The 25741-nt window shown below is 41.2% G+C and carries 22 protein-coding genes; 14 read left to right on the top strand and 8 right to left on the bottom strand.

The window, feature by feature from the left end; genetic code table 11:
• Positions 1 to 89: 89 nt before the first annotated feature.
• The 7 genes from K5Q58_RS17500 to K5Q58_RS17470 all read left to right on the top strand — a co-directional run bounded on the left by K5Q58_RS17500 (position 90) and on the right by K5Q58_RS17470 (position 8381).
• The gene (locus K5Q58_RS17500; RefSeq protein WP_220755176.1) at positions 90 to 1697 is read left to right on the top strand and encodes a carboxyl transferase domain-containing protein; all 1608 of its coding nucleotides are present in this window, start codon (positions 90 to 92) and stop codon (positions 1695 to 1697) included.
• Between the two features lie 39 nt (positions 1698 to 1736).
• Positions 1737 to 2570, top strand: a complete 834-nt coding sequence (locus tag K5Q58_RS17495; RefSeq protein ID WP_220755175.1) for an enoyl-CoA hydratase-related protein — start codon at positions 1737 to 1739, stop codon at positions 2568 to 2570.
• Positions 2570 to 4630: an acetyl/propionyl/methylcrotonyl-CoA carboxylase subunit alpha gene (locus tag K5Q58_RS17490; protein ID WP_220755174.1), complete on the top strand. Its 2061-nt coding sequence runs from the start codon at positions 2570 to 2572 to the stop codon at positions 4628 to 4630. The genes K5Q58_RS17495 and K5Q58_RS17490 overlap by 1 nt, the downstream gene beginning before the upstream one ends.
• Positions 4630 to 5550: a hydroxymethylglutaryl-CoA lyase gene (locus K5Q58_RS17485; protein ID WP_220755173.1), complete on the top strand. Its 921-nt coding sequence runs from the start codon at positions 4630 to 4632 to the stop codon at positions 5548 to 5550. Before K5Q58_RS17490 ends, K5Q58_RS17485 begins: the two co-directional genes overlap by 1 nt.
• Before the next feature lie 150 nt (positions 5551 to 5700).
• The gene (locus K5Q58_RS17480) at positions 5701 to 6423 is read left to right on the top strand and encodes a CoA transferase subunit A (RefSeq protein WP_220755172.1); all 723 of its coding nucleotides are present in this window, start codon (positions 5701 to 5703) and stop codon (positions 6421 to 6423) included.
• A gap of 11 nt (positions 6424 to 6434) precedes the next feature.
• A complete protein-coding gene (locus tag K5Q58_RS17475) occupies positions 6435 to 7091 on the top strand; it encodes a 3-oxoacid CoA-transferase subunit B (RefSeq protein ID WP_102528827.1) in 657 nt (218 codons plus the stop codon).
• A gap of 600 nt (positions 7092 to 7691) precedes the next feature.
• Positions 7692 to 8381 carry a hypothetical protein gene (locus tag K5Q58_RS17470; RefSeq protein WP_220755171.1) on the top strand — a complete coding sequence of 230 codons (690 nt, stop codon included), beginning with the start codon at positions 7692 to 7694 and terminating at the stop codon, positions 8379 to 8381.
• An 839-nt stretch (positions 8382 to 9220) separates the two neighbouring features.
• Here the strand turns inward: K5Q58_RS17470 and K5Q58_RS17465 are convergent.
• The 3 genes from K5Q58_RS17465 to azu form a co-directional block, all read right to left on the bottom strand.
• Positions 9221 to 9484 carry a hypothetical protein gene (locus tag K5Q58_RS17465; protein ID WP_220755170.1) on the bottom strand — a complete coding sequence of 88 codons (264 nt, stop codon included), beginning with the start codon at positions 9482 to 9484 and terminating at the stop codon, positions 9221 to 9223.
• A 320-nt stretch (positions 9485 to 9804) separates the two neighbouring features.
• Positions 9805 to 10329 (bottom strand): prepilin-type N-terminal cleavage/methylation domain-containing protein, encoded by a 525-nt coding sequence (locus K5Q58_RS21265; RefSeq protein WP_220755169.1) that lies wholly within the window; start codon positions 10327 to 10329, stop codon positions 9805 to 9807.
• A gap of 368 nt (positions 10330 to 10697) precedes the next feature.
• Entirely contained in the window at positions 10698 to 11144 is a 447-nt protein-coding gene (gene azu, locus K5Q58_RS17455) for an azurin (RefSeq protein WP_374758524.1), read from the bottom strand.
• Between the two features lie 333 nt (positions 11145 to 11477).
• Here azu and K5Q58_RS17450 point away from each other — a divergent pair, with 333 nt between their 5' ends.
• The 3 genes from K5Q58_RS17450 to K5Q58_RS17440 all read left to right on the top strand — a co-directional run bounded on the left by K5Q58_RS17450 (position 11478) and on the right by K5Q58_RS17440 (position 14627).
• Positions 11478 to 12248: a sulfite exporter TauE/SafE family protein gene (locus tag K5Q58_RS17450; protein WP_220755167.1), complete on the top strand. Its 771-nt coding sequence runs from the start codon at positions 11478 to 11480 to the stop codon at positions 12246 to 12248.
• 234 nt (positions 12249 to 12482) lie between these two features.
• Positions 12483 to 13031, top strand: coding sequence for a hypothetical protein (locus K5Q58_RS17445; protein WP_220755166.1), 549 nt, complete (start codon positions 12483 to 12485; stop codon positions 13029 to 13031).
• A gap of 294 nt (positions 13032 to 13325) precedes the next feature.
• Positions 13326 to 14627, top strand: coding sequence for a hypothetical protein (locus tag K5Q58_RS17440; RefSeq protein WP_220755165.1), 1302 nt, complete (start codon positions 13326 to 13328; stop codon positions 14625 to 14627).
• Between the two features lie 155 nt (positions 14628 to 14782).
• Here K5Q58_RS17440 and K5Q58_RS17435 read toward each other — a convergent pair whose 3' ends face one another.
• From K5Q58_RS17435 to K5Q58_RS17425, 3 genes are all read right to left on the bottom strand, one after another.
• Positions 14783 to 15184, bottom strand: a complete 402-nt coding sequence (locus K5Q58_RS17435; RefSeq protein WP_211030954.1) for a hypothetical protein — start codon at positions 15182 to 15184, stop codon at positions 14783 to 14785.
• A 274-nt stretch (positions 15185 to 15458) separates the two neighbouring features.
• Positions 15459 to 15908 (bottom strand): hypothetical protein, encoded by a 450-nt coding sequence (locus K5Q58_RS17430; RefSeq protein WP_220755164.1) that lies wholly within the window; start codon positions 15906 to 15908, stop codon positions 15459 to 15461.
• Positions 15909 to 16240: 332 nt separating this feature from the next.
• Positions 16241 to 16732, bottom strand: a complete 492-nt coding sequence (locus K5Q58_RS17425) for a DUF1097 domain-containing protein (protein ID WP_220755163.1) — start codon at positions 16730 to 16732, stop codon at positions 16241 to 16243.
• A gap of 469 nt (positions 16733 to 17201) precedes the next feature.
• Here K5Q58_RS17425 and K5Q58_RS17420 point away from each other — a divergent pair, with 469 nt between their 5' ends.
• Positions 17202 to 18545 carry a coproporphyrinogen III oxidase family protein gene (locus tag K5Q58_RS17420; protein WP_220755162.1) on the top strand — a complete coding sequence of 448 codons (1344 nt, stop codon included), beginning with the start codon at positions 17202 to 17204 and terminating at the stop codon, positions 18543 to 18545.
• A 131-nt stretch (positions 18546 to 18676) separates the two neighbouring features.
• Here K5Q58_RS17420 and K5Q58_RS17415 read toward each other — a convergent pair whose 3' ends face one another.
• The gene (locus tag K5Q58_RS17415; protein WP_220755161.1) at positions 18677 to 19273 is read right to left on the bottom strand and encodes a TlpA disulfide reductase family protein; all 597 of its coding nucleotides are present in this window, start codon (positions 19271 to 19273) and stop codon (positions 18677 to 18679) included.
• A 208-nt stretch (positions 19274 to 19481) separates the two neighbouring features.
• On the opposite strand from K5Q58_RS17415, the gene K5Q58_RS17410 reads away from it, so the two are divergent.
• Both K5Q58_RS17410 and K5Q58_RS17405 read left to right on the top strand, forming a co-directional pair.
• Positions 19482 to 20390 carry an alpha/beta fold hydrolase gene (locus K5Q58_RS17410; protein WP_220755160.1) on the top strand — a complete coding sequence of 303 codons (909 nt, stop codon included), beginning with the start codon at positions 19482 to 19484 and terminating at the stop codon, positions 20388 to 20390.
• A 212-nt stretch (positions 20391 to 20602) separates the two neighbouring features.
• Entirely contained in the window at positions 20603 to 22393 is a 1791-nt protein-coding gene (locus K5Q58_RS17405) for an acyl-CoA dehydrogenase C-terminal domain-containing protein (protein ID WP_220755159.1), read from the top strand.
• Positions 22394 to 22587: 194 nt separating this feature from the next.
• On the opposite strand, the gene K5Q58_RS17400 is transcribed toward K5Q58_RS17405, so the two are convergent.
• Positions 22588 to 23166 (bottom strand): thymidine kinase, encoded by a 579-nt coding sequence (locus K5Q58_RS17400; RefSeq protein ID WP_102528814.1) that lies wholly within the window; start codon positions 23164 to 23166, stop codon positions 22588 to 22590.
• A 351-nt stretch (positions 23167 to 23517) separates the two neighbouring features.
• On the opposite strand from K5Q58_RS17400, the gene K5Q58_RS17395 reads away from it, so the two are divergent.
• Positions 23518 to 25653 carry a M3 family metallopeptidase gene (locus K5Q58_RS17395; protein WP_220755158.1) on the top strand — a complete coding sequence of 712 codons (2136 nt, stop codon included), beginning with the start codon at positions 23518 to 23520 and terminating at the stop codon, positions 25651 to 25653.
• Positions 25654 to 25741: the final 88 nt, after the last annotated feature.

The following is a 25741-nucleotide window of genomic DNA, read 5'->3' as shown; positions in this document are numbered from 1 at the left end:
TAGAAAGTGTTTTGCGAAGTATGGTTGGGAGTTTCCCCCATTGTCTCGACCATGCTATCGCTCCCCTTGATTCAATAAGGATATGCATTGTGACGCAATTGAGCAGCCGTATTAACTCCCGTAGCGATGAATTTAAAGCCAAACATAATGACATGGCCGCCATCGTAGACGATTTGAAACTCAAACTCGCTAAGATTGAACAAGGCGGCGGTCCCGTTGCCCTTGAACGTCATCTTTCGAGAGGTAAATTGCTCCCTCGTCAGCGTGTCGAAAAACTCCTCGACCCAGGCTCGCCATTTTTAGAAATCTCCCAATTCGCAGCCTATGAAGTCTATGACGAAGCAGTACCTGCAGCAGGCGTAATTGCTGGTATCGGTCGCGTCAGCGGCGTTGAATGTATGATTATCGCTAACGATGCTACCGTCAAAGGCGGTACTTATTATCCGATTACTGTGAAAAAGCATTTACGTGCCCAAGACATCGCCAATCGCTGTCATTTGCCTTGTATTTACCTTGTCGATTCAGGCGGGGCGAACTTACCCCGCCAAGATGAAGTATTCCCCGATCGCGATCATTTCGGACGTATCTTTTACAATCAAGCACAAATGTCAGCCAAAGGCATTCCGCAAGTAGCAGTTGTAATGGGCTTATGTACCGCTGGCGGCGCATACGTACCAGCCATGGCAGATGAATCGATTATCGTAAAAGAACAAGGCACCATCTTTTTAGCAGGTCCACCGCTAGTTAAAGCAGCTACTGGTGAGGAAGTCTCCGCCGAAGAGCTTGGCGGCGCTGAAGTGCATACGAAAATTTCAGGTGTTGCAGATCACTTAGCTCAAAACGATGACCACGCACTTGAGCTGGCTCGTAAATCTATTGGCCGCCTAAATCATCAAAAAGAAATCGCTGCACAGCTAAGTCCAGTGAAACCACCTAAGTTTGATATTGGCGAATTATACGGCATTGTCGGCACAGATCTTAAAAAGCCGTTTGATGTAAAAGAAGTCATTGCCCGCGTAGTTGATGACTCTGACTTTGATGAGTTCAAAGCTAATTACGGTAACACCTTAGTGTGTGGTTTTGCCCGCATACATGGCTATCCTGTAGGCATTGTGGCAAACAACGGCATTTTATTTTCTGAGTCCGCCCAAAAAGGCGCGCACTTTATTGAATTGTGTTGCCAACGCAAAATCCCATTACTGTTCTTACAAAACATCACTGGTTTTATGGTGGGTAAGAAGTACGAACATGAGGGTATTGCTAAGCACGGCGCTAAAATGGTGACCGCAGTATCTTGTGCCAATGTGCCAAAATTTACCGTCATCATTGGCGGCAGTTATGGCGCGGGTAACTACGGCATGTGTGGCCGTGCATTCGAGCCAACCATGATGTGGATGTGGCCAAACGCCCGAATTTCGGTTATGGGCGGCGAGCAAGCTGCTGGCGTTTTAGCTACCGTTCGTCGTGACGGATTAGCCCGTAAGGGACAAGAATGGTCTGATGAAGACGAACAAGCCTTTAGAAAGCCCATTGTTGAGCAATACGATAAAGAAGGGCATCCATATCATGCAAGTGCAAGATTATGGGATGACGGCATTATCGACCCAGCGCAAACACGTGATGTTGTCGGGTTAGCGTTATCGGCGGCGTTAAATGCGCCTATTGAAGATACCAAGTTTGGTGTGTTCCGCATGTAATTGCGGTTATTCATTCAATATCAATAGGAGCATGCAAACATGGCAATAGCCAACCCATATCAATACATTCAATGCCAGCTTAACCAAGGTGTTGGTGAATTAATTCTAGACCGCGTTGAAAAACATAATGCCTTTGATGAAGTGATGATTAATGAAATGATCACCGCCATCGAAGCCTTTGCAGTAAACGATGACTGTCAGCAATTAATATTACGCGCCAACGGTAAAAACTTCAGTGCAGGCGCCGACCTTAACTGGATGCGCAAGCAAGCCCAAATGGACTTTGAGCAAAACCTCAATGACGCCCATGAGCTGGCTAAATTAATGCACGTGTTAGATAAATTTCCTAAGCCAACTATCGCCTTAGTCAATGGTGCAGCATTTGGCGGCGCACTCGGACTAATTTGTTGCTGCGATATCGCCATTGCCAATGAGCGTGCCAGCTTTTGTTTAAGCGAAGTCAAACTCGGCCTTATTCCTGCTGTGATTAGTCCTTATGTGGTCCGCGCTATGGGTAACCGCCAAGCAAGACGTTACATGCTCACAGCTGAGCGTTTTAGTGCCGACGTTGCGTTAACTCATCAAGTTATTCACGAAATTAATGATGATTTAGACGCTGCAGCACAACCCTTTATCGATGCTTTTAACGCGAATAGCCCACAAGGCATGTCATGGGTTAAAACCTTAGTATCTCACCTTGAAGATGGCGTTATTAACGACGACACCCTTGCCTACACCAGTGAGCAAATTGCCCGCATTCGTGTGTCAGATGAAGGCCAAGAAGGCCTCAATGCATTTTTTGAAAAACGCTCACCAGCTTGGAATGCTTCACTTTCCCAAAGCACTAAGCCTGATGCACAAGGAGCTCAATAATGTTTACCAAATTATTAATTGCTAACCGCGGTGAAATTGCTTGTCGCATTATTAATACCGCCCGCGCCATGGGTGTCCGCACCGTTGCGCTATATTCTGATGCCGACGCTAATGCCCGTCATGTTGCCATGGCAGATGAGTCGTTTCATATCGGCGGCAGTGCGCCTGCTGAGTCATACCTTAAAGGCGATTTAATTATCGATATCGCTAAAATGGCAGGTGCTGAAGCTATACATCCAGGTTATGGGTTTTTATCTGAAAACGCAGACTTTGCTCGCAACTGTGAGCAAAACGGCATTGCCTTTGTGGGACCTGGCAGTGATGCCATTGACTCAATGGGAAGCAAAAGCGCGGCTAAAATCATTATGGGCTCAGCAAATGTGCCGTTAGTGCCCGGTTACCATGGTGATGACCAAAGCGATGAAACCTTACTCACTGAAGCTGAAAATGTTGGCTACCCAATGTTGATTAAAGCGGCATTTGGCGGCGGTGGTAAAGGCATGCGTATCGTTGAAAGCCAAGCAGAAGTGCTGGATGCCATTAACTCAGCACGTCGTGAAGCAGCATCATCATTTGGCAATGACAAACTATTAATGGAGCGCTACCTGCGCCAGCCTCGCCACGTCGAAGTGCAAGTATTTGCCGACACCTTTGGCAATACCATTTACTTATCAGACCGTGATTGTTCAATTCAACGTCGTCACCAAAAAGTGGTCGAAGAAGCGCCAGCGCCGGGTCTTTCAGATGCACTACGTAAGCAGATGGGTGAAGCCGCCGTTGCCGCAGCTAAAGCCATTGATTATGTTGGTGCGGGTACAGTTGAGTTCTTATTAGATACCGACGACAGCTTTTACTTCATGGAAATGAATACTCGCTTGCAAGTTGAGCATCCAGTGACTGAAATGGTCACAGGCCAAGATTTAGTGAAATGGCAGTTAATGGTAGCCAGTGGCAGCGAATTACCACTAAAACAAGATGAAGTCAGTATTCATGGCCATTCATTTGAAGTGCGCATTTACGCTGAAGACCCTCGTAATGAGTTTTTACCAGCAGCGGGCAAACTCAACTTCCTACGCGAGCCAGATCAAAACCGCTATGTCCGTATTGATTCAGGTATTCGTGAAAACGATGTCATCAGTAACTTTTACGACCCAATGATTTCGAAATTGATTGTATGGGATGAATCTCGCCCTCGTGCATTGCAGCGTTTAACCCATGCATTAAGCTCATACCAAATCAGCGGTCTGAAACACAATATCGAATTTTTAGCTAATATCGCTGAACATCAAGCCTTTGCAGAAGCCGATTTTTGTACCGACTTTATCGAGCGCTACTCAAGCAGCTTAATTGGCGATGTCACCAATGACTCAGATAATGCTTTAGCCCTCGCGGGGCTTTATCAAGTCCTTGCGCGTCAAAAGGCAGCAAAAGTCAACGCCACTAATAGTGACGACCCTTATTCGCCTTGGGGACAAGTCAGCGGCTTCAGACTCAATAGTGCAAGCGTTCATCATGTTGCACTATTAACTGACTCAGTGGCTAGTGACAGCAGCTCGGTTACCAACGTTGAGCAACCTGCCCTGCAAAACTTAGTGATTACTGATTTGGGCAATGCATTGCACCTAGGTCTTAACGGTCAAGCACTCAAGCTTGCAGGTTCAATTCAAGATGATGTGTTGCTGGCAGAAATTAACGGGCATAAAAGTAAAGTCCCAGTGAGCCATGAAGGTGATGACTTTACCCTCTTCTTACCTAGCGGCAGTTACCACTTTAAAGCAGTACTGGCTCAAGTAGCAGAAGACACGGTAGATAGCGCCGATAAACTCAAAGCGCCGATGAATGGCACTGTGGTCACCCATCTTGTTGAGGTTGGCGACAATGTTACCGAAGGCCAAGGTTTATTAGTCATGGAAGCCATGAAAATGGAATACACCATTGAAGCGCCGTTTGATGGTGTCGTCAGTGAGTTTTACTTCCAAAGCGGCGAGCTCGTTACCGATGGTGCCCAGCTTTTGAATGTTGAAGCTCTAAATGTAGAAGCTGCAGATAAGGAAGCCTAATGATGAATGCATCTAGTCTTCCTAAAAAGGTTAGCATTTTTGAAGTTGGCGCTCGTGATGGCCTGCAAAACGAAAAGCCTGTCACGACTCAAGATAAGCTTAAATTGATTGAGCAACTTGCCGATGCGGGCGTCAAGCGTATCGAAGCTGGCAGTTTTGTGTCACCTAAATGGGTGCCACAAATGGCTGACTCAAAAGATGTGTTTAACGCATTGAATAATCAAAGTGGCATTCGAAAAGCTGGTGTCGTTTATTCAGCGCTAACCCCAAATCTAAAAGGACTGGAACTTGCGCTTGACGCTGGCGCCGATGAAGTAGCCATCTTTGGCGCAGCATCTGAAACCTTCAGTCAGCGTAATATTAACTGCTCAATTGAAGAATCGATTGTACGGTTCGAGCCAGTCATGGCGCTGGCTAAAGCCCGTAACATTCCAGTACGTGGTTATGTCTCATGTGTACTAGGTTGCCCATACGAAGGCGATATTGATATTAATGAAGTCGCCCGCGTGTCTGAAATACTTTACAAAATGGGCTGTTACGAGATTTCACTTGGTGACACCATTGGTGTTGGCACGCCTATTAAAGCCCGTAAGATGGTTGAAGCGGTGGCTAAATTAGTGCCTGTTGAAAAACTCGCTTTGCACTTTCACGACACCTACGGTCAAGCACTTGCCAATATTGAGGCGTGTTTAAGTACAGGTATTAGCGTGGTCGACTCATCAGTTGCAGGCCTTGGCGGTTGCCCTTATGCCAAAGGTGCATCAGGAAATTTAGCCACTGAAGATCTGGTGTATATGCTTCACGGCATGGGTATTGAAACTGGCATAGACTTAACTAAGCTTGCCAAAGCAGGCAACCAAATTAGCCTAGCATTAGGTCGTCCAAACGGCTCAAAAGTGGCACAAGCAATTAGCGCATAATGATTAAGTAAATTAATAGTTTCTAGTTTTAGTTGCTAGTTTTAGTTGCTAGGTTTAGTTACTCATTTTAGTTACTAGGTATAGAAGCAAGCGTTAGCGCATCAGTATTGATAAATCATTTATTACAGCAAGACTGAAAAGGACAAGATGATGGCAGGACTCAATAAAGTCGTTCATAGCTACGAAGAAGCCTTAAATGGATTAACCAATGACATGACTATCATGGTCGGTGGTTTTGGCCTTTGTGGCATTCCAGAAGGGCTAATTAACCACATGGTAAAAATGGGCGTGTCTGGTTTAACTGCCATTTCAAACAACGCAGGTGTTGACGATTTCGGTTTAGGTTTACTGCTTAAACAGCGCCAAATCGCCACCATGATTGCTTCGTACGTAGGTGAAAACGCCACCTTCGAGCAGCAAATGTTATCGGGTGAGCTTAACGTTATCTTGACACCTCAAGGTACATTGGCTGAAAAAATTCGTGCTGGCGGCGCAGGTATCCCTGCATTTTTCACCGCAACAGGTTACGGCACCCCGATTGCTGACGGTAAAGAAACCCGTGAAATCAAAGGTCGTCACTACGTTCTAGAAGAGTCGCTAACTGCAGACTTTGCCTTAGTAAGAGCATGGAAAGCCGACACTATGGGTAATCTGATTTTCCGCAAAACAGCAGCAAACTTTAACCCAATGATGGCCACAGCCGGCAAAATTACCGTGGTTGAAGCAGAAGAAATCGTTCAACCGGGCGAATTAGACCCTAACCACATTCATACCCCAGGTATTTATGTTGATCGCGTAATTCAAGCAAGCTTTGAAAAACGCATTGAACAGCGCACGGTAAAAGCGTCAGACACTTCAGCAGCTAAAGCATAAGGAGCAAGAACATGGCTTTATCAAGAGAACAACTTGCTCAGCGTGTAGCACAAGAAATGCAAGACGGCTTTTACGTTAACTTAGGTATTGGTATTCCAACCTTAGTGGCTAACTATATTCCCGAAGGCATGAGCGTCATGCTGCAATCTGAAAATGGTTTATTAGGCATGGGTGAATTCCCAACCGAAGACACCATTGATGCAGATTTAATTAATGCAGGTAAGCAAACAGTCACCGCTGTTGATGGTGCATCGTTTTTCTCATCAGCAGAAAGCTTTGCCATGATCCGTGGCGGCCATGTGGATTTAACCGTATTAGGCGCTTTTGAAGTTGATGTAAACGGCTCAATCGCATCATGGATGATCCCAGGCAAACTAATTAAAGGTATGGGCGGCGCCATGGATTTAGTGGCTGGCGCTGACAACATCATCGTCACCATGATGCACGCTGATAAAAAAGGTAACTCTAAGCTACTGCCTTTATGTGAGCTGCCATTAACGGGTTACGGCTGCATCAAACGTGTCATGACAGATTTGGCCTTTATGGAAATCAAAGACGGCGCATTTCACCTCTTAGAGCGTGCACCTGGGGTATCGGTTGAAGAGATCCAATCAAAGACTGCGGGTAAGTTAGTCGTGCCAGAGCATGTACCAGAAATGGTGTTTTAACTTTTAGCCAAAAGTTAATTAGTTGGCCTTATTAAGATCAAAAGCGGACTCGTTGAAGTTCGCTTTTTTGTTTTTATCTTAGTGGGAATATTGGGATAATTTGGGTTTATTTGAAATAGATCAAAGTCGTGGCGCTTCGCCCACACCAGACGAAAGGGAAACAACAGCATTTCCCTTCTCGACATCCCTTGCCGCTCCAAAGAAGTTATTCTGAAAAACGAATAAGCTGCGGCCTTATTCGAAAATATCTAACGCTTCCGATGGGGCGTCCCTTCCCCTCGAAAGCTAGCCAGACATCCATGTCTGGACTTACGATATTTTCTTCAACGACCACAGCAACTTCGAATGGAGTTAATTGACCCTGCTACTGGATTTGTAATTTCAGCTTTATAAAAATACTTCTGTAAATGGTATTTACAGAAGTAAGTTTTTTCCTGAATATAGTGCTCTATAAAATAATCTCTACCATTCTCTTTTTCTTTAAACTTTAAACTTTAAAATGAGTTTTTACAGCGTGATAAAAATACCAACTAAAAAAGATACCTCAAACTTACATTCCCAAACCATTTAACTGACTTTTAGAGTATATGGAATTCCTTGATGAATAATGAAATTTTCATGGTTGAACACCCAAGAGATACCTTCGCAAGAGCAAATACCTTGGGTTCTGTATATTTTGAAATAGCACAATCTGAGTATTGTGAGTTTATCCGAATACAGCATATAGATACCAAAAAATTGAACGATGAAAGTAAGTCAAAATGGGAAAATTTAGCAAGCCAAGCGGCTATTAAATCTGTCGTATTTTCTGCTATGTGTGTTGAAGCTTCGATTAATAACTATGCAGGCGGACAACTCGGTGATAAATACTTTGAACAACACTTAGGTAGTTTAGATGTTGTTTCAAAGTGGGTTGTTATACCTCGTTTGATATGCGGAAAATCAATTGATAAATCGGGCCCAGCATTTTCTGCACTAAAAATATTAATCTCATCAAGAAATAGTCTTATACATAATAAATCTTATGAAATGAATTTGTCTAACCCTGAGTCCATGATCCAAAAAATGGAAAAACGAAATAAGGATTTTTATGCCGGTTTTCATAACGCACTGAAAGCACTATATTTGTTAAGTATGGAAATGGATTATGTTATAGGTCAAATGCATAATCCTTTAAGGACTTTGAACAATAAATTTAGCCCTAATACAGAAATACCACCTGAAGCTAAAGAGTTATTCGAAACATGTAAAAATATTGTGTCAAAACAATATTCAAAGAACTCTAATTGAACCTGCTGATTCAATGTTCTCCGTTGGAAGTGTCCGAATGCGTTAAGCTAATTTACGTGATGGAGGCAGGACGCCGACATAGCCTCAGTTGAGCCATGGATGGCGAATCTGAGGCGGTAGCAAATTCGCTTATTTAGCATGAAGATCAACACTTCGTCGGAGCGGCAAGGGATGTCGAGAAGGGAAATGCTGTTGTTTCCCTTTCGTCTGGTGTGGGCGAAGCACCACGACTTTAATTCTTGGTGACCGTAGGTCATTAGCAAGCATCCGGCCTATCGTCGCCGACATAGCCTCAGTTGAGCCATGGTCACTTTTTGACATCCTTGTCATCATGACATTCGTATATCCATATACATCAGATGCGAATCTGAGACGGTAGCAAATTCGCTTATTTAGCATGAAGCTTATCTACTGCGAAAAGTCACTTCGTCGGAGCTGCATGGGATGGCTCTTAGAAAAAGTAAGAGGGGGATTGCTGTTGTTTCCCCTCTTGGTCGGGTGTGGGTGGAAAACCCACGACTTTAATTCTTAGTGACCTACAGGTCATAAGCAAGCATTTCATCGTGACATTCGTATATCCATATACATCAGATGCGAATCTGAGGCGGTAGCAAATTGGCTTAACTAGCATGAAGCTTATCTGCTACAAAAAATCACTTCGTCGGAGCGGCAATATTCTTATGAAAATCAGCGAGAAGGGAAATGCTGTGGTTTCCCTTTCGTCACTCTTAATAAAGATTAGGGGGCGAAGCGCCACGATTTTAAATCTATGTGACCGATAGGTCATTAGAGTAAATCACATCAGAGAAATCATATCCGAAAACTCCAATGAACCAACCCTAATTCAGAAATAAAACACTAATCAAAAACATCACCCAAAGTACAACACGAATTACGATAGCTTTTTTAGGTTTTTTAACGCCCTCGCCGTATTCATTATTGCCAAACATCTCAAAGTCACTTTTATAGTCCAGTGACCACAAAATTAACGCACAAAAATAGATACCAGCAGCGTAACTAATTTCAAGAAAATAACTAAAGGTTACACCCAAAATCGTACAAAATAACATCGATATAAAAACGGGTAATACAATGTTTTTCATTTTAATAAACTCATAATCCTAACCATGAAAATAGCCATTAATTCATTTGATAAATCTAAGTGTAAAGGTATTCAGATAAGAAAATATTTGCAGAAGGCTGGATATTAATTCCTATAGTAAAGTCTAATATTATAAGACAGTTACCATTCGACACAAGCTAAAAACCACGATTAAATTGCAGCGTTTTTCTCCCTACTTTAAGTTAAAATAAGGATCTGGCTTAGGGTAAACTTACGAGAAAATTGCCAGTTTCATCTACTGGTTCATTTGGATATAAATTATATAGCGCTAGTCTTTTTAAGGAAAAATGCGTGACCAAATCAACAAGCGTCAGTTAACACACGAACAGAAGGGCCTTCCCCTTGAGGGTTTTGATAACGTACCTGACAACCGTACTCAGTGCGATTTCCAGTTGTTGGGGCACCACTAAAGAAAATGTAAATTTGGTTGTCACCAGACGCCTTATCGATGAAGAAGGGAGCTGCACTAGGGTTGTTCTCGATAACGTTTTTTCCAACAGAATCGATATTGAACCAAACTTGTACTTGGGTGTTAATTTGTTCGAATGAGTCTCCACCATCAACCGATGGATAACCTGCTAGAAGTGGTACTTGCACTCCGCTGATGGTGATTTCGTCTTCGCCGTTATCTTTGCCTTCAATAACCGCTTTACTATTCAAAAGCGCTAACGCTGACTCCATGCCAGCCCCTACACTTAACATGGTATTGGCTTTGGCATCTTGACTAAGATTGATAAATCGCGGCGCAACAATCACTGCTATCACGCCAAGTATGATGATCACAACAACAAGCTCTATCAATGAGAACCCTTGATTCTGTCGCATGGTGTGCCTTACTCCTGTCCATCACTACTAAGTTCCTTATAACACATTGTAATTGAGGAGGCTGTAACATAGTGTCAAAAAGTTAAATAAATGGGATCAATCAGGGTAAAATGAGACAGAGTTTACTTCTTCAAAACTCCAGCTTAATCAGCATACTCACCGTTTTCAATTGGAAGTGTCGAAATACGATAGTTGACTGAGTCGTAATAGTTAATTGGCTCGTAATAGTTAATTGGCTCGTAAAAGGTAGTCATTTTCGTGCATCCATGCACGCCATGACATACAGGGTCAGCCTATCGATGCAGGCATAAGCTTATATTGAATTATGATGAGTCTTTGGCATCCTGCCATCAGATATTAAAGGAGCATTAAGCTTCTATAACAAAGCTGCCTTGCATAATTGCCCAATGTCCAGGGAATGAACAAAAGAATCGATAAGCCGCTTTGCTATCTAACCCCTCAATACTAAAAGTAATTGACGTAGAACCACCACCGCCAATCACGTCAGTATGTGCTAGCACTCTTTCATCGCCCGCTTTGATATAGCTATTGTCAGCACCAGCAGGCATGCCATCATTTGCTATTGCCTGAACATGATCAGCTTTACTTAACACCCAGTTATGACCCATTGCTGATTTAGGTAAACTGCCAGAATGATGTAAGTTTAAGGTCACCTCTTTGCAGGTCGCTGGCACTGATAAGCTTTTCTTATCAAATTGCATCGCATCATTGGCCGTAATTGTTAGTTCGCACTCACTCGCGTTAACGTTTAAGCTCATTAACATTATGCCTAGTGCAGCAGTAGCTTTGATCATGTTAGTCATATCATTTCCTTGTGACTGTATAGATTGCAGTGTTATTAAAAACGAAGGCATACTAAAACAATTCACACTAAATGAGAACGATTATCAATTGTAAATAAGTTAAATATTGATTAGCACTTAGACAATAAACCCTTTGTAAATATCAAAAGAGTTAGCGCTTCATATTCTTTTAAGGTTCTTGCTTTATACATCTGTGTAAATAAAAAATCGATTACGTGACGTAAGAGCACTGTAATTTAATCTTTAATTACCGCTTTACATGTAATATAAGGTTTTTATCTTCCCAAATAGGTTCATCCCTATTGCCATTGTTAGGCTAATTTCATGACGTTTGATATTTTATTACTGTTACTTGCTGGTTTTTTGGGTGGAGTATTGAACTCATTAGCCGGTGGTGGCAGCTTTATCACCTTCCCTGCATTACTGTTTGTTGGCGTGCCGCCAATAATGGCGAATGCGACCAATACGTTTTCTTCCCTTGCTGGATATCTTAGTGGTGCCTTTGCCTTCAGGCATGAACTGAAAGCGCACAAAAAAGAGTTAATTATTATCATAGGTGCCAGTTTACTCGGTGGGAGTTTAGGTGCTTGGTTATTACTCATTGCCCCAGAAGCATTATTTCAAGAAGCCATTCCTTGGTTATTACTATTTGCCACTGTCCTGTTTATATTCGGTTCTAAAATTAATAAATGGGTCAGTAGCTTGTCAGGCAAGCATAAATACGCTTCTCAATTTGGCGCAGTGCTGCTGTTTTTAGTGCTGCTATTGGTTTGCACCTATGGCGGTTTTTTTAATGCTGGTTTAGGGATTATCGGGTTGAGTTATCTCGCTTTAGCAGGTCACAGTAATATTAATGCGATGAATGGCCTTAAGTTAGTCATTTCATCTTCAGTGTCACTCATTGCCATCATTTTGTTTATTTATAATGATGCCATTGCTTGGTTCGAAGGTTTTGTTGTTTTAGTTGGCACTCTGATTGGCGGGTATATGTCGGCACATATATCCAAGCAAATATCAGCAAAACACATGAGAACATTTGTGATTGCAATCAGCTGTGCTATTACAGGTTACTTCTTTATCTCAACATATCTTTAAAAATTAGATACATGTCGTTAGTTACTCATATTCTGGTTTCATTCTTAACAACAAAGCGGTGTTGATTGCAGATATAAGGTTATCGTTTCTGGCAGGTCACCGCTTTGTTACTGAAGTAACAATTCAGGGTTTAAGCAAAGTAAAACTCACTTCTATGCTTCAACCAAAAGTGCCATACCGAAGAGGCTTAAACTAAAATAAAATGAAATAATCCTGTAACAAGCAATAAACCCAATGAAAACCCAGACAGAAATAGTAAATGGAATTTACGATACTGAAAAAATGTACCTTACGATTGGTCAAGATTCAGTAGAGAAGCACTTTAAACCTTACCGTAAATACATTAGTCGGTATAACATCGAAAAAGAATCATTATTTAGACTTCAAAATATTAATGGAATCCCCAATTTAATCGACAGTGATGACAGAAAAACAACACTGGTGATGTCAAAGATTTCGGGTAAAACGCCAGTTCATCTAACCCGTGATAACTTGAAAGATTTGATTGAATTAGTCAATAAAATGCTCGATGCAGGTGTTGCCCGTCACGCATTACCCATAAGAGATATCATTGTTGATAATCAGAATAAATTAGGCTTAGTAGACTTCGAACGCTCTACTTTGCGTGGTTCAATCATTCGTCTTGATTGGTTTGTGGCTAAAAAAGTCACTCATTATCATTTGTACCGCTTAATCGCAGAGTTTCAGCCTGATCTACTTTCAAATAAGCAAAGCAAAAAACTTAATGCTGTGACTCGAATTCGACACTTCTTCAAACGCTAGTACAGCGTGCTTTTACTAAAAACAGCCGGCGATTATCATGCTTTAACTGCTTTCAGTGCAAATCAGTCTATTGGTTGATAGCGGTTGATTTTAATCAAGATTAATCAGCCTAGTAAACTCACAATGTATCGTTAAATCAGTAAATTAGATTAAATTCGTTATTATATTCAACGTTAAATATCGCCTATTAATTCTGTTGGTTAAATCGTGCAATTTTTGCATTTTATATTAGGCTTAAAGATTGTCATCTATTGACATAAAGCAGTGATTTGACACACTTCTAAGGAGAGAAAAATGTCTAAGAAATTAATAGCGCTACTTATCTCAGGTCTATTGCTGGGTTGTGGTAGTAGTGATGATTCAGAAAATCCAGCTCCAGAGCCTGAAATACCACAACCAGAGGTTGAAGATCCCGCTCCAACACCGTCCCAAGGTATCTTTATTGATAGTGCCGTCATTGGTATTGGATATCGAACAGAAACTCAATCTGGAGTCACTGATGAAGAAGGTAATTATAGTTACCTTGAAGGTGAAACTGTCACCTTCTTTATCGGCGATCTTACCTTTCCTGCGACACCTGCTTCCGGAATTGTCACCCCTTTCAATATTGCTGCATCTGAAAGTATTGATGACAATCAAGTGGTGAACATCGCAAGGTTACTACAAACACTTGACCAAGATGGCGATACTACCAATGGGATTACCATTACCGATACTGCTATCGCAACAGCTGAACCCGTTGATTTTAATTTAAGCACAGATGAATTTGCCGACGACCCAGCAGTTAAAACCACTATTGAAAATGGCGGTCAAGATACAGCAGTAACAGGCTTGGTTGATGCAGACGATGCTGTCGAACACTTAACCGAACAAGTTGCGGCTAATGGCGTTCAGGTCGGTATCACTGGTACTTGGCATTATCCTGATGATGATAATGATTTACTCACGTTAGTTTTCTTTAACGACGGCACCTATGCACATTTTGAAGTTGACTCAGAGGATGAAGAGGAAGAGTCAGGAATGGAATGGGGAACGTACAGCCGTGACAGCGAAACCAACCGTGTTATTGCCAGTCAAACATTTGATGAAAATGGCGATACAGGCTTAACTGATTTTACTGACATAGATGGTGCACCTTTATTATTCGCCGAAGTCATTGAAGAAAACCTAGTGCTCTCCATTGATGAAGACGCCAATGACTCAATTGATGAAACACTTAATTTTGATAAGCAAGGCAGTGATGGAGTTGTCGGCACTTGGTTAATTAAAGCAATTGACGACCAATTAGTTGATGAAAATGATTTGCTAATATTGTTATTTAACGCCGATGGTACTTATATTCATGCAGAAGTAGACCAAGATGATGCAACAGAAGACTCAGGCATGGAATGGGGAACCTACAGTATCGATAGTGAAAGTATTATGGTCACAGTAACCCAAACGTTTGATAGTAATGGCGATACAGGCTTATCTGGTTTTGCAGGCGAAGGCGGTTCAACCTTTTCAATGTCTGCACAAGGCAATACTTTACTGTTACGTATTGATGAAGATGGTGATGGCAACCTCGATACCCAAATGTCTTTTCAACGAAATTAAACAGATCAAATTAACAATATAGATTAAGACATAGGTATAAATCTGATTCAGCTCGCTATTAACTTGTTAATAACGAGCTGAATTTATTTTTAAGATAGCTAACTTATATTTCATTAACTGAAGCTACAACACCAGCCAATGACATTAAACATCCTTTAAAAATGATACCTAACGCCACCAATAGCCTCTAATTCTACTTTGACATCATCAATTAGGTACAAAGTAGGCTGCGCTTCGATGAAAAAAGTAAACCGCTCTACTTTAGTGTGAGCACCAAATACCGCTCTTGCGCCCAATTTAATATCATCATTTTTTTTATCAGCAATCTTGCCACCCACGCCCCAATAAAAATGAGGGTGGTCCTTAAAATTAAATGTTTTATCTAAGGTAAATGAAAAGTCATCAAAACCCACCCCAAACTTATACTCATTCATTTTTACATTAATGCCTGAGTCGCTACCTACCATTAAACCTACTTCAGGCGCAGCATTGGCCTTAGGTGTAAAAATGATAACCAGAGAAAGCATGATTGAAACAAAGACGGTGACAAACTTCATGATGGACCTTGTTAGATAATAAAAGGCGACATCCTAGCGAGTTTGCTTTTAAGAGTAAATTTGACTAGTAACATTGGGACATTTTTAAACAAATAACGCGAGTAAAGCGCCAGTATATAACGATTTCATAGCGATTTTGCATCAAGTGTTTCAATGCTGGGCAAAAATAACGCACAATAAAATTAAGGCATATATGAAGCATGGATGCCAAAGTAGCATCCGGGTCGGAACCTATTCAAACTCGTCAGTAAATCATGAACAAGTCCCGATTATCTTACTTCAAGATAATTTCTCGCATTCTATATTCCCCTGTTAAGGTTCTCACTTCGGGGTATTTGGCAGAGATTTCGTTAGACTTTTTTTCATCCGAATCACTCCATTTCTGCATAAATTGTTTGTATTTCTCCTTATTGGGTTCAATATCAGCTGCATTGTCAAAAGTCACCACCAGCAACATATTAAAGTCACCACTGGTTGCCAGATCGCTGCCGTATATTTTCCAATCTTTAATAAAGCCAAGCTCCTTTTGAATATTAACTGCTTTAACCCAGCTACTACGTAAACCGGCTAAGTATATATCTCCCATATTGGGATCCACTTTTACCGTGGTCATCATCATGATTTCACTGCCTAGATCGTAATCTTCATATACTTCTAATCTATCCTTTGAAAATACAGAACTACTAAATAAAACACATAATGCAATTATTAAGGTCTTGTTCATGTCGTTCACTCCTAATTGTTTACTTAATTGACTGGTCACTTTTTAACCAAATTAAGCTTTAAGAGTATAGTCGAAAGGGTTATAAAAGCAGGAAAAATATAAACCTGAAAGTTATCAGTTCATTAGCGGTGAATATAAGAAAACGTGAAAAACAAGTCAGTCTAAAGTAATACAAACAATTGAGATTAAAGGATAAAAGTCGCACATGAAAAAAGAAATATAAATGGTTCTCGAAGTACGTTTAACGTATATAAAGTAAAACACCGCCCGAAGAGCGGGTTTTCACCACTCAAAAACGTATCACTTTAGACTTACATAAAAAGAGTTGTTAATTAAGCATCTTTAGCGGGGGCTGCAGTAAATAATCCCTGAATTTTCGGTGTGATGCTAATAAGTTGATTGGTCAATAAACTCATGCTGTAACCCAGCATGGCGCCCAATAATAATGGCGGTAGAATAGCTGCTAAATCAGCGCCTAATGCAAATGTAATACAACAGCCAATAAACGCACCTGGGATAAACGCCAGTTTTTGATAACTCGCCTGTAAACACATCGCCGCAGTAGCAACGCCAGTAAAGGCATACCCCACGATAGGCGAAATAAAGAAGCCACTACCCGAAATAATCAACCAGCCCCAAAATACACCAGATAAATTGGTACTCATGGCCATGAACATGCCTTTAAGACCAGTTTCAGTTTGAGCAAAGAAGGTACTGCAACTTAAAAAACCTACCCAAGTGACTAACTGAAATACATCCGCAACCCCAGCCCATAAAGCTGCCAGTAATCCTGCTGATATGGCTATTTGCCAACGATGTTCCATTGTTAACCCCTTGATAATAATTCCCAAATAAAAACTTAGCGTTCTTTAAATTGCACAATCAAGGGTAATTTACGCTATTTAACCGATAAAAAAAAGCGATCTAGAGCTAGTTTTGTAGAATAAAGCAGCAAGCAATGAATTAAACCACCACAAGCATTCAGTATTACTAATTCAAAATATACCCACATTTAAATCTTAGAGTCGCATTTTGTTTAGTTCATAAAACTTAAGCCTAAACATTAATTTAAATTAACCATTGAGTTTGTATTCAAACAAGTGATAGGAGTCAAATTTTTACTATTCAGTGACACCATATTTGTAGATATTTGTATTTTCATGCTTTGTGCAACAGTTTGGAATATTTAGCTAATTTAGGCTGATATCAATCTACTGAATTAGCATTAAACCAATGACTTCTGTTTCTATATGAATACATCCCATTGGTAAACTTAAAGTCTAAGGGCAGCTCATGAAAAAATTCTTATCTACATCAAGGTTGAACCTCGCCACTAGCAGTCTTGACTGGGCAATGGGCATGACGATTAAACAGTCGTTAAGTTTGAAAGATGCCGTGGCATTAAATGATGTGACTAAATTGGCTGTGCCTGACAAGCCAATCGAAACTTTATATATCCATATTCCTTTTTGTCACACCCTTTGCCGTTTTTGTTCATTCCATAAAATTAAATTCAATGAAGGCGTCGCTAAAGCCTACTTCAAAGCATTAAGACAAGAAATCCGCATGGTTATCGCTCAAGGTTATCGCTTTAACCGAGTTTATATTGGTGGCGGCACCACAACGATTCTAGAAGATGAGCTAATTGAAACCATCGAGATGATTAAGTCGATTACTAACGTCCGCGAAGTCTCTTGTGAAAGTGACCCTATCTACTTTAAGGAAGGTAATCCGCATTTACTGAAAGGCTTAGTTGATCGCATGTCGATTGGCGTACAAAGTTTTGATGACAAGATTTTAAAAGCCAGTGGTCGCTTTGAAAAGTTCGGTAGCGGCTTGCAACAAGCTGAATATGTTAGCCGAGCGATTGAGGTAATCCCAACAGTTAATTTGGATATGATGTACGGCTTTAAAATGCAAACACCTGAAACGGTAGCCAGCGATTTAGCCCAAACCATTCGTTTGAGCCCTGACCAAATAACGACTTACCCATTAACCGTTGGCATTGGCCAAAACCGTAAAAAAGCGGGTTGTTTAGCTGGCAATCCTGAAGATTTATGGCCACAGTTTTTAGCGGTAAAAGAAGCGATGGGCGAACGTTATATCATGGAGTTCCCTTGGACATTCAGTCGTAACTTTGGTCAGCCAGTAGAAAACAAATATGTATTAGACGGCGAAGACTGCTTCGGGGTTGGTTCTGGCGCATTTGGGCGTTTTGGCGAGCAGTTTAGAATTTCAAGCTTTGATATTCCTGACTATATCAACCGTATTAACGCTGGCCATACTGGCACGTGTTACACCAAACCATTAGAAGCAAAAGCGCTATTGCAGCATCATTTAATGATGATGATGGGTCACGGCCTGCTAGATAACCAACAATTTAAGGCCCATACGGGTAAATCTTTGTGGCAAGCCTTCCCACTTGAAATGAGCTATTTAATTTCTGCCGGAGCCCTGAATAAACAAGGCAATAACTACAAAACCACTGTTGAAGGACAGTTTATCGCATTGAAAATGTTTTCAGGCTTCCTTGCGGGAATGGACTACTTGCGTGAACAAGCAAGAGAATTACCGCTGACTATGTCTGTCGGAGAAACTGAAGATGACAACCAATCGTCTGCTATCATCACTTCATAATTTTCAAATGCCATAACTATCGAAAGTTATAACTAACAAAACGGCATAAGGGCATATCGATAATTTATCCCCCGTAATAACGACTATTATGGGGAATAACAACTATTGCGCTAAAGTCGGGGCGGTGTTTATTACTCTGATAATAGAAAGTCTATGGCTTGAGCTAATTTAGGCGAATCAGGATCTGAAATCCGTGTTAACCATACTAATTGTCCTGATCGGTTAATAAACACTGTCGTTGGTGTACCTGTTACGCCATAAAGCTCAGCAACACTGTCACCTTCAACCAAGGTTTTCATGCCAATACCCCGCTCTGCTAATGCAGCTGCTGGCATTGCACCTTTATCTTCATTGAAGCTGATAGCAATCATTTCAAGGTCGCTATCTAGGTGCGTTAATCGCAACCTTTCAAGACCAGGTTGCAGCTTTTTACAATAAGGACACCAAGTTGCCCAAAAATGAATGACAATGGGTTTACCTGCATGCTCCGCAAATGACCACTTGTTACCTTCCGCATCGTTAAGAGTAAATGCCTTAGCTTGAGGAAAGTCATAATCTGGAGTGGATTGCGAATCATCAGCGCGCACACCTGCCGAGAAAAACACCAATAACAAGGTTAGAACTGAAAAAGTCACTATCACGCCCAGTAATTCACGATACAACTCGTTAATAGGCTGCGCAGGTTTATCCTTTAATAATGGGCTTGATATCGATTGACTAGTCTTCATATGTTTAATCCTAATAATAAAGTCGCTAATGACTGCTTATGTATACGCGCTCCAATATTAAGACCGACTAAAGTGCACTTTATATTCAAGGTTTATTTCATTAAAGCTGCAAAAATGAATAGCACTTTATTATGAAGAGCTAATTTCTGAGGCGTTTTACAAACTGGTCTAATCAGGTTAACTTTAAATAAAAAATAATGGATTATGTATGCAGAAATTGACTCAATGGCTGAATCAAGGCTACTTTCATAAGCACTGTTTTGCGAAACACTTTGAGAATAATGTCTTTGTAAAACAGACTGGTAATAAAGGTCTGCCTGCATTACTACTAATCCATGGTTTTCCTACCAGCAGTTACGACTGGCAACCTATTTGGGATGAGTTAACTCAGCACTTTCACTTAATTACGTTAGATATGGTGGGTTTTGGTTATTCCGATAAACCTACAGACTTCCCCTACTCTTTTGATGCTCAAGCTAATTTAATTGAAGATGTTGTCGCATCGATAGGTATCGAAAAGGTCCATATTTTATCCCATGATTACGGTAATACCGTCACTCAAGAGTTACTTGCACGGCAACATGATGCTCAACAAAACCAAACCCCTTTAACTTTCGAAATTTTGAGTAGTGTATTGCTTAATGGTGGAATATTCCCTGAGGTGATTCATCCAATCCTAATTCAAAAACTGTTACTTAGTCCTATTGGCTTTATTGTCGCTAAAGGTATGGGCTACAACGCTTTTAAACGTAACTTCGATAATATTTGTAGCATCAATATTGAAGAAAACGAGCTGCGAAAATACTGGCAATTAATCCAACACAATCAAGGTAATCGTATCTTTCATAAGCTTATTCAGTACATGAAGGAAAGAGTTAAGTATCGCGACCGTTGGGTGGGCGCACTACAACAAAATACGTCACCAATGCGATTTATTAACGGTTTAGAAGATCCGATTTCTGGTCGAGATATGTTAAAGCGCTATCAAGAGTTAATCACTAACCCAGACACCATCAGTCTTGCAGGAGTCGGCCATTACCCTCAAGTGGAAGCACCAGAGCAAGTACTTGAACATGCATTCTTTTTTTGGAAAAAACACAATATTATCAACGAATAATCGACCTAATTACTTACACAATAAATTACCCAATAAATAAAGCTGAGTTTTTACTCGAAATTGGTTAAGGTAGTTTTAACGCTTAAGGAATAAGCTAAAAATCACAATAAAAGACACTAAAACAGTGAAGAAATAAACAGTCATGGATTCTGTTAGCCTTGCTTAGCTCGTATCAGCAGATTAACAGATAGCAAACAACAAAGGATCGTAATATGCCGATTTATCAAGCTCCCCTTCGCGACTATCAGTTCATATTATCTGAGTTACTGAATATTTATCAGCAAACAGATCTGCACGGTTTTAACGAAATCGACCCTGAATTGACCGATGCGATTTTACAAGGCGTGGCAGATTTCACCACCGACATCATGTTGCCATTAAACGCCTCAGGCGATCTTGAAGGTTGTCAGCTTGAAAACGGCAAAGTGATCACCCCAAAAGGATTTAAAGCTGCATACCAGAAATACATTGATGATGGCTGGGCAACGCTTACCTGCGATCCTGAATACGGCGGTCAAGGCTTACCCGAAGTGATTGGCACCTTTGCAACAGAAATGAAAACCGCCACCAATATGGCCTTTGCTATGTACCCGGGTTTAACCCATGGCGCCTATTCTGCCATTCATGTACATGGCAGCGATGCGCTGAAACAAAAGTATTTAGAAAAGCTCGTCAGCGGTGAATGGACTGGCACCATGAACCTCACTGAATCTCATGCAGGTACTGATCTAGCACTATTGCGCACTAAAGCTAAGCCCCTTGGCGATGACACGTTTGCTATTAGCGGCGAAAAGATATTTATCTCATCTGGCGATCACGACTTAGCTGAAAATATAATTCATCTTGTGTTAGCGAAATTACCAGATGCCCCTGATGGCGTTAAAGGTATCTCATTATTCGCGGTGCCTAAGTTTATGGTCAATGCAGACGGCTCATTGGGTAAAGCCAATAGTTTAAGCGCTACTGCCCTTGAACATAAGATGGGTATTCACGGTAACTCAACTTGCGTGATGCTATTTGATGGCGCTATAGGCGAATTAGTCGGTGCGCCTCATCAAGGCCTAAAAGCCATGTTTACCATGATGAACCAAGCCAGACTAGGCGTTGGTATTCAAGGATTAGGTGTATCTGACATTGCCTACCAAAATGCATTAGTTTACGCCAAAGATCGAATTCAAGGCCGCGCATTATCAGGTGTTAAACAGGCTGACCAAGCTGCTGATCCAATTTTGGTTCATGGCGATATCCGTCGAATGTTGCTGTCACAGAAATCATTCAATGAAGGCACTCGTGCATTAATGGGTCAGCAGGCGTTATGGCTCGACCAAGCAGAGCGTCATAGCGATCCTGCTAAAGCAAAACAATCATCAGCTCTTGCCGCTCTATTTACCCCTATCGTTAAAGGTTTTGTTACCGACCAAGGATTTAAAGCTTGTGTTGATGCACAGCAAGTTTATGGCGGCCACGGCTATATTAACGAATGGGGCATGGAGCAGTTTGTCCGTGATATTCGTATCGCTATGCTTTACGAAGGAACTAACGGTGTGCAAGCCTTAGATCTTGTCGGACGAAAATTACTCTCAGATAAAGGCGCTACCCTGAGTCTGTGGTCTGATATGGTCAAACAGTTTATTGGCGAACACAGCACTAATGATGCCATGAAACCTTATATTGAAGGGCTAATGGATGCTGCAGGTGATTTAGAAAAAGCCACCGGCTTTATTGCCAAATCAGCAGCAACTAACCCCGATATGATTGGCGCGGCATCAATGCCTTATATGCAGTTATTTGGCATTAGCGCCCTTGCGTGGATGTGGGCGCGTATTGCAGCAACATCTCTTGCTGCGATTGAATCTGGCACCGATGAACTAGCCTTCTATCAAGCTAAATTGAATACCGCTTCTTTTTACATGAGTTATTGGGGGTGCCAAACTCGCAGCTTACGCAAGCAAGTTGAAATGAGTAGTGTCCAGATTACAGGTTTTGACGAAGCTGACTTTTAATCACGCATTTATTTAGCGACATTAATATCAAATTTAATAATGCGAAACCGCTAATGAGCAAAATGAAAGTGGATAATTAAATGAAGATCTGAGTCAGTAACAAAACAAAAACAGCGCCAATAGGCGCTGTTTTTTTAATTCAAATTGCCATGTTACTTGTTGGCTAGTAACTTATTAGCAAGTTACTTGGTTTATTAATCCCAGATAAATTCACGAAAATGCTTACGACACACAGACTCGTAGCTTTCATTACCACCAATAGCCACCTGCTCACCTTCGCGCATTGGTTTGCCATTACCATCAAGACGAACCACCATGTTAGCTTTACGGCCACAATGACAAATGGTTTTTAACTCCACCAATTTATCAGCCCATGCTAATAGGTACTGACTGCCACTAAACAGTTCACCTTGGAAATCAGTTTTAAGGCCATAACACAGTACTGGGATATCTAAATTATCCACCACATGAGTTAACTGCTTCACTTGCTCTTTACTCAAAAACTGTGACTCATCAATTAAAATGCAATGTAACTTTTGGGTTTCAAGCTCAGTTTCAATCATTTTTGATAAGTTATCTTCAGCGCCAAAAACTTGCGCTTCAGTTTCAATGCCTATTCTGGATGCAACTTTTCCCACACCATATCGATCATCGATTGACGCTGTCATTACAAGCGTGTTCATGCCGCGTTCACGGTAGTTATAAGATGATTGTAAAAGTGATGTAGATTTGCCAGCATTCATTGCCGAATAATAGAAATAAAGTTGTGCCAAAACAGGAGTTCCTTATTGTTATAATCGCACTTAGTCTAACATTGAATCGATTTATAGATAAGTCACGCTGGGATTAAATAGCGTGAGGCAGCTAGCAGTATTTCTTGTAAAATTATTCATCTTCTTCCCCCTCAAACCTCTAAACAGCTCGCTAATACATCCAATTATCCCTTTATTTAAAACATCAAAACCTTAACAATATTTACATTTTGCAATGAATTAGATCACACTTTTTAAGCCGTGATACTTCACAACAGCTACAGGCATCACGAAAGTGCAAAATCTTCATATACGATTAAGAAACAATTGATAAATTGCGTAAACAACTATAATTAAGGAAGTAAAAAGTAAATGCATAAAACAATTGTCGCAGTAGCCATTGCTACCACACTCGCATTAAGCGGTTGCAGTAACACCCATTCAGACAGTGCCGAACAAGGAGCTCAAGTGCAGCTTCAAAACCCGTTACTGCAAGCCAGTAGCTTGCAATATCAAGCGCCTGATTTTAGTAAGTTGAAAAATGAGCATTACCAACCAGCGTTAGAGCTTGGTATGGATCAGCATCATCAGCAAATTTTAGATATCGCCAATAACTCAGCGGCACCAACATTTGAAAACACCATTGTCGCAATGGAGAAAAGCGGTACATTACTCACTCGTACTTCTAGCATTTTTTATAATCTAACAGGTTCAAACAGCAATCCAGAACTACGAAAAGTACAAGGCATTATGGCGCCCAAAATGGCGGCGCACTCAGATAACATTAACCTCAACCCTGAGTTATTCAGCCGTATTCAAGCGATTTACGATAGCCGTACTACCAGTTCATTAACCGCTGAAGAAATCCGCTTAGTGGAAGTTTATCATCAGCGTTTTGTCCTTGCTGGAGCTAAACTTACAGAAGCTGAAAAACAAAAAATTCGTGACTTAAACGAAGAGCAATCAACATTAACCAACGAGTTTGCTCAGAGACTACTTAGACTCAGTAAAGAGATTGCAGTCAAAGTCGATGATGAAACTAAACTTGCAGGCTTATCACAATCGGCCATTGCAGCAGCAAAAGCTGACGCTGAAGCAGCGGGACTTGAAGGGCAATACCTTCTCAACATCACCAATACGACACGCCAGCCAGTATTAGCACAACTAGACAACCGTGAACTACGTCAGCAGGTTTGGGAAGCATCAGCTAATCGCGGATTAGCAGGTGATAACGAAACAGCGTCTTTAGTCGCGCGATTAGCACAGCTTCGTGCTAAAAAAGCTAATTTACTAGGTTTTGACACTTGGTCTGATTACCGCTTAGCCCCGCAAATGGCTAAAACACCAGAAGCGGTATATGACATGTTTGGCTCAATGGTGCCAGCAGTGGTTGAAAACACCCAAAAAGAAGCCGCTGACATTCAAGCGATGATCAATAAAACAGGTGGTGATTTTACTTTAGCACCATGGGATTGGGCTTATTACGCAGAGCTAGTACGTAAAGAAAAGTTCGACCTTGATGCAGCATCAATCAAGCCTTACTTTGAGTTTAACCGTGTATTAGAAGACGGCGTGTTCTTTACCCTTCAAGAGCTATACGGCGTAACACTTAAACCTCGTCCAGATTTACCTGTATATCATCCTGATGTAAAAGCTTACGAGATGTTTGATGAAGATGGCAGTAGCATGGCAATCTTCTACGCTGATTACTTTGCCCGTGAAGGCAAACGTGGTGGTGCTTGGATGAGCTCGTTTGTGGGTCAATCTCAGTTACTAAACCAGAAGCCTGTTGTTGTTAACGTGATGAACATTAAAAAGGCGCCTGAAGGCCAACCTACGTTTGTCAGCTACGATGAAGCAACTACCATGTTCCATGAAATGGGGCACGGTACTCACGGCATGTTCTCAAAAGTGAAATACCCATCACTTGCAGGCACTTCTGTATCACGTGACTTTGTTGAATTCCCATCCACTTTCGAAGAAGACTGGGCCGCGCACCCTAAAGTGTTAGCCAATTACGCCAAACACTATGATACGGGTAAGCCAATCCCTGATGATTTACTGCAAAAGTTATTAGCATCAAGAAGCTTTAACCAAGGTTTTGATACCTTAGAGTACATGTCTGCTGCACTGCTTGATTTAGAATGGCACGCATTAGATGCTAATGCCCCGCTGCAAGATGTGGAAACGTTTGAAGCTAATGCGCTTAAGAAACATGGAGTTGATTTACCAGCAGTGCCGCCTCGTTACCGCTCAACTTACTTTGCTCACGCGTTCCCAGGTGGTTACTCAGCAAGTTACTATGCTTACATGTGGAGTGAAATCCTAGCCGCTGATGCTTTTGCTTATGTGCAAACTCAAGGCGGTTTAAATCGTGAAATCGGAATGAAGTTTAGAAAAACTATCCGTGAAGTTGGCAACAGTGTACCGCCAATGGAAGCTTACCAAAACTTCAGAGGCCAAGCGCCGACGACAGATGGTCTACTAGAACGTCGTGGATTAAAGTAAATCTAAGATTTAATTAACTCTCGTACAAAAATGCCACTCAGTTGAGTGGCATTTTTTATGGCTTGATTTATAAAGTTTAAAGCAATTA

Origin of the sequence: Shewanella sp. KT0246, assembly GCF_019654955.1 — a bacterium.
Classification (GTDB): domain Bacteria; phylum Pseudomonadota; class Gammaproteobacteria; order Enterobacterales; family Shewanellaceae; genus Shewanella; species Shewanella goraebulensis.
This window is presented reverse-complemented; position numbering and strand designations above follow the sequence as displayed.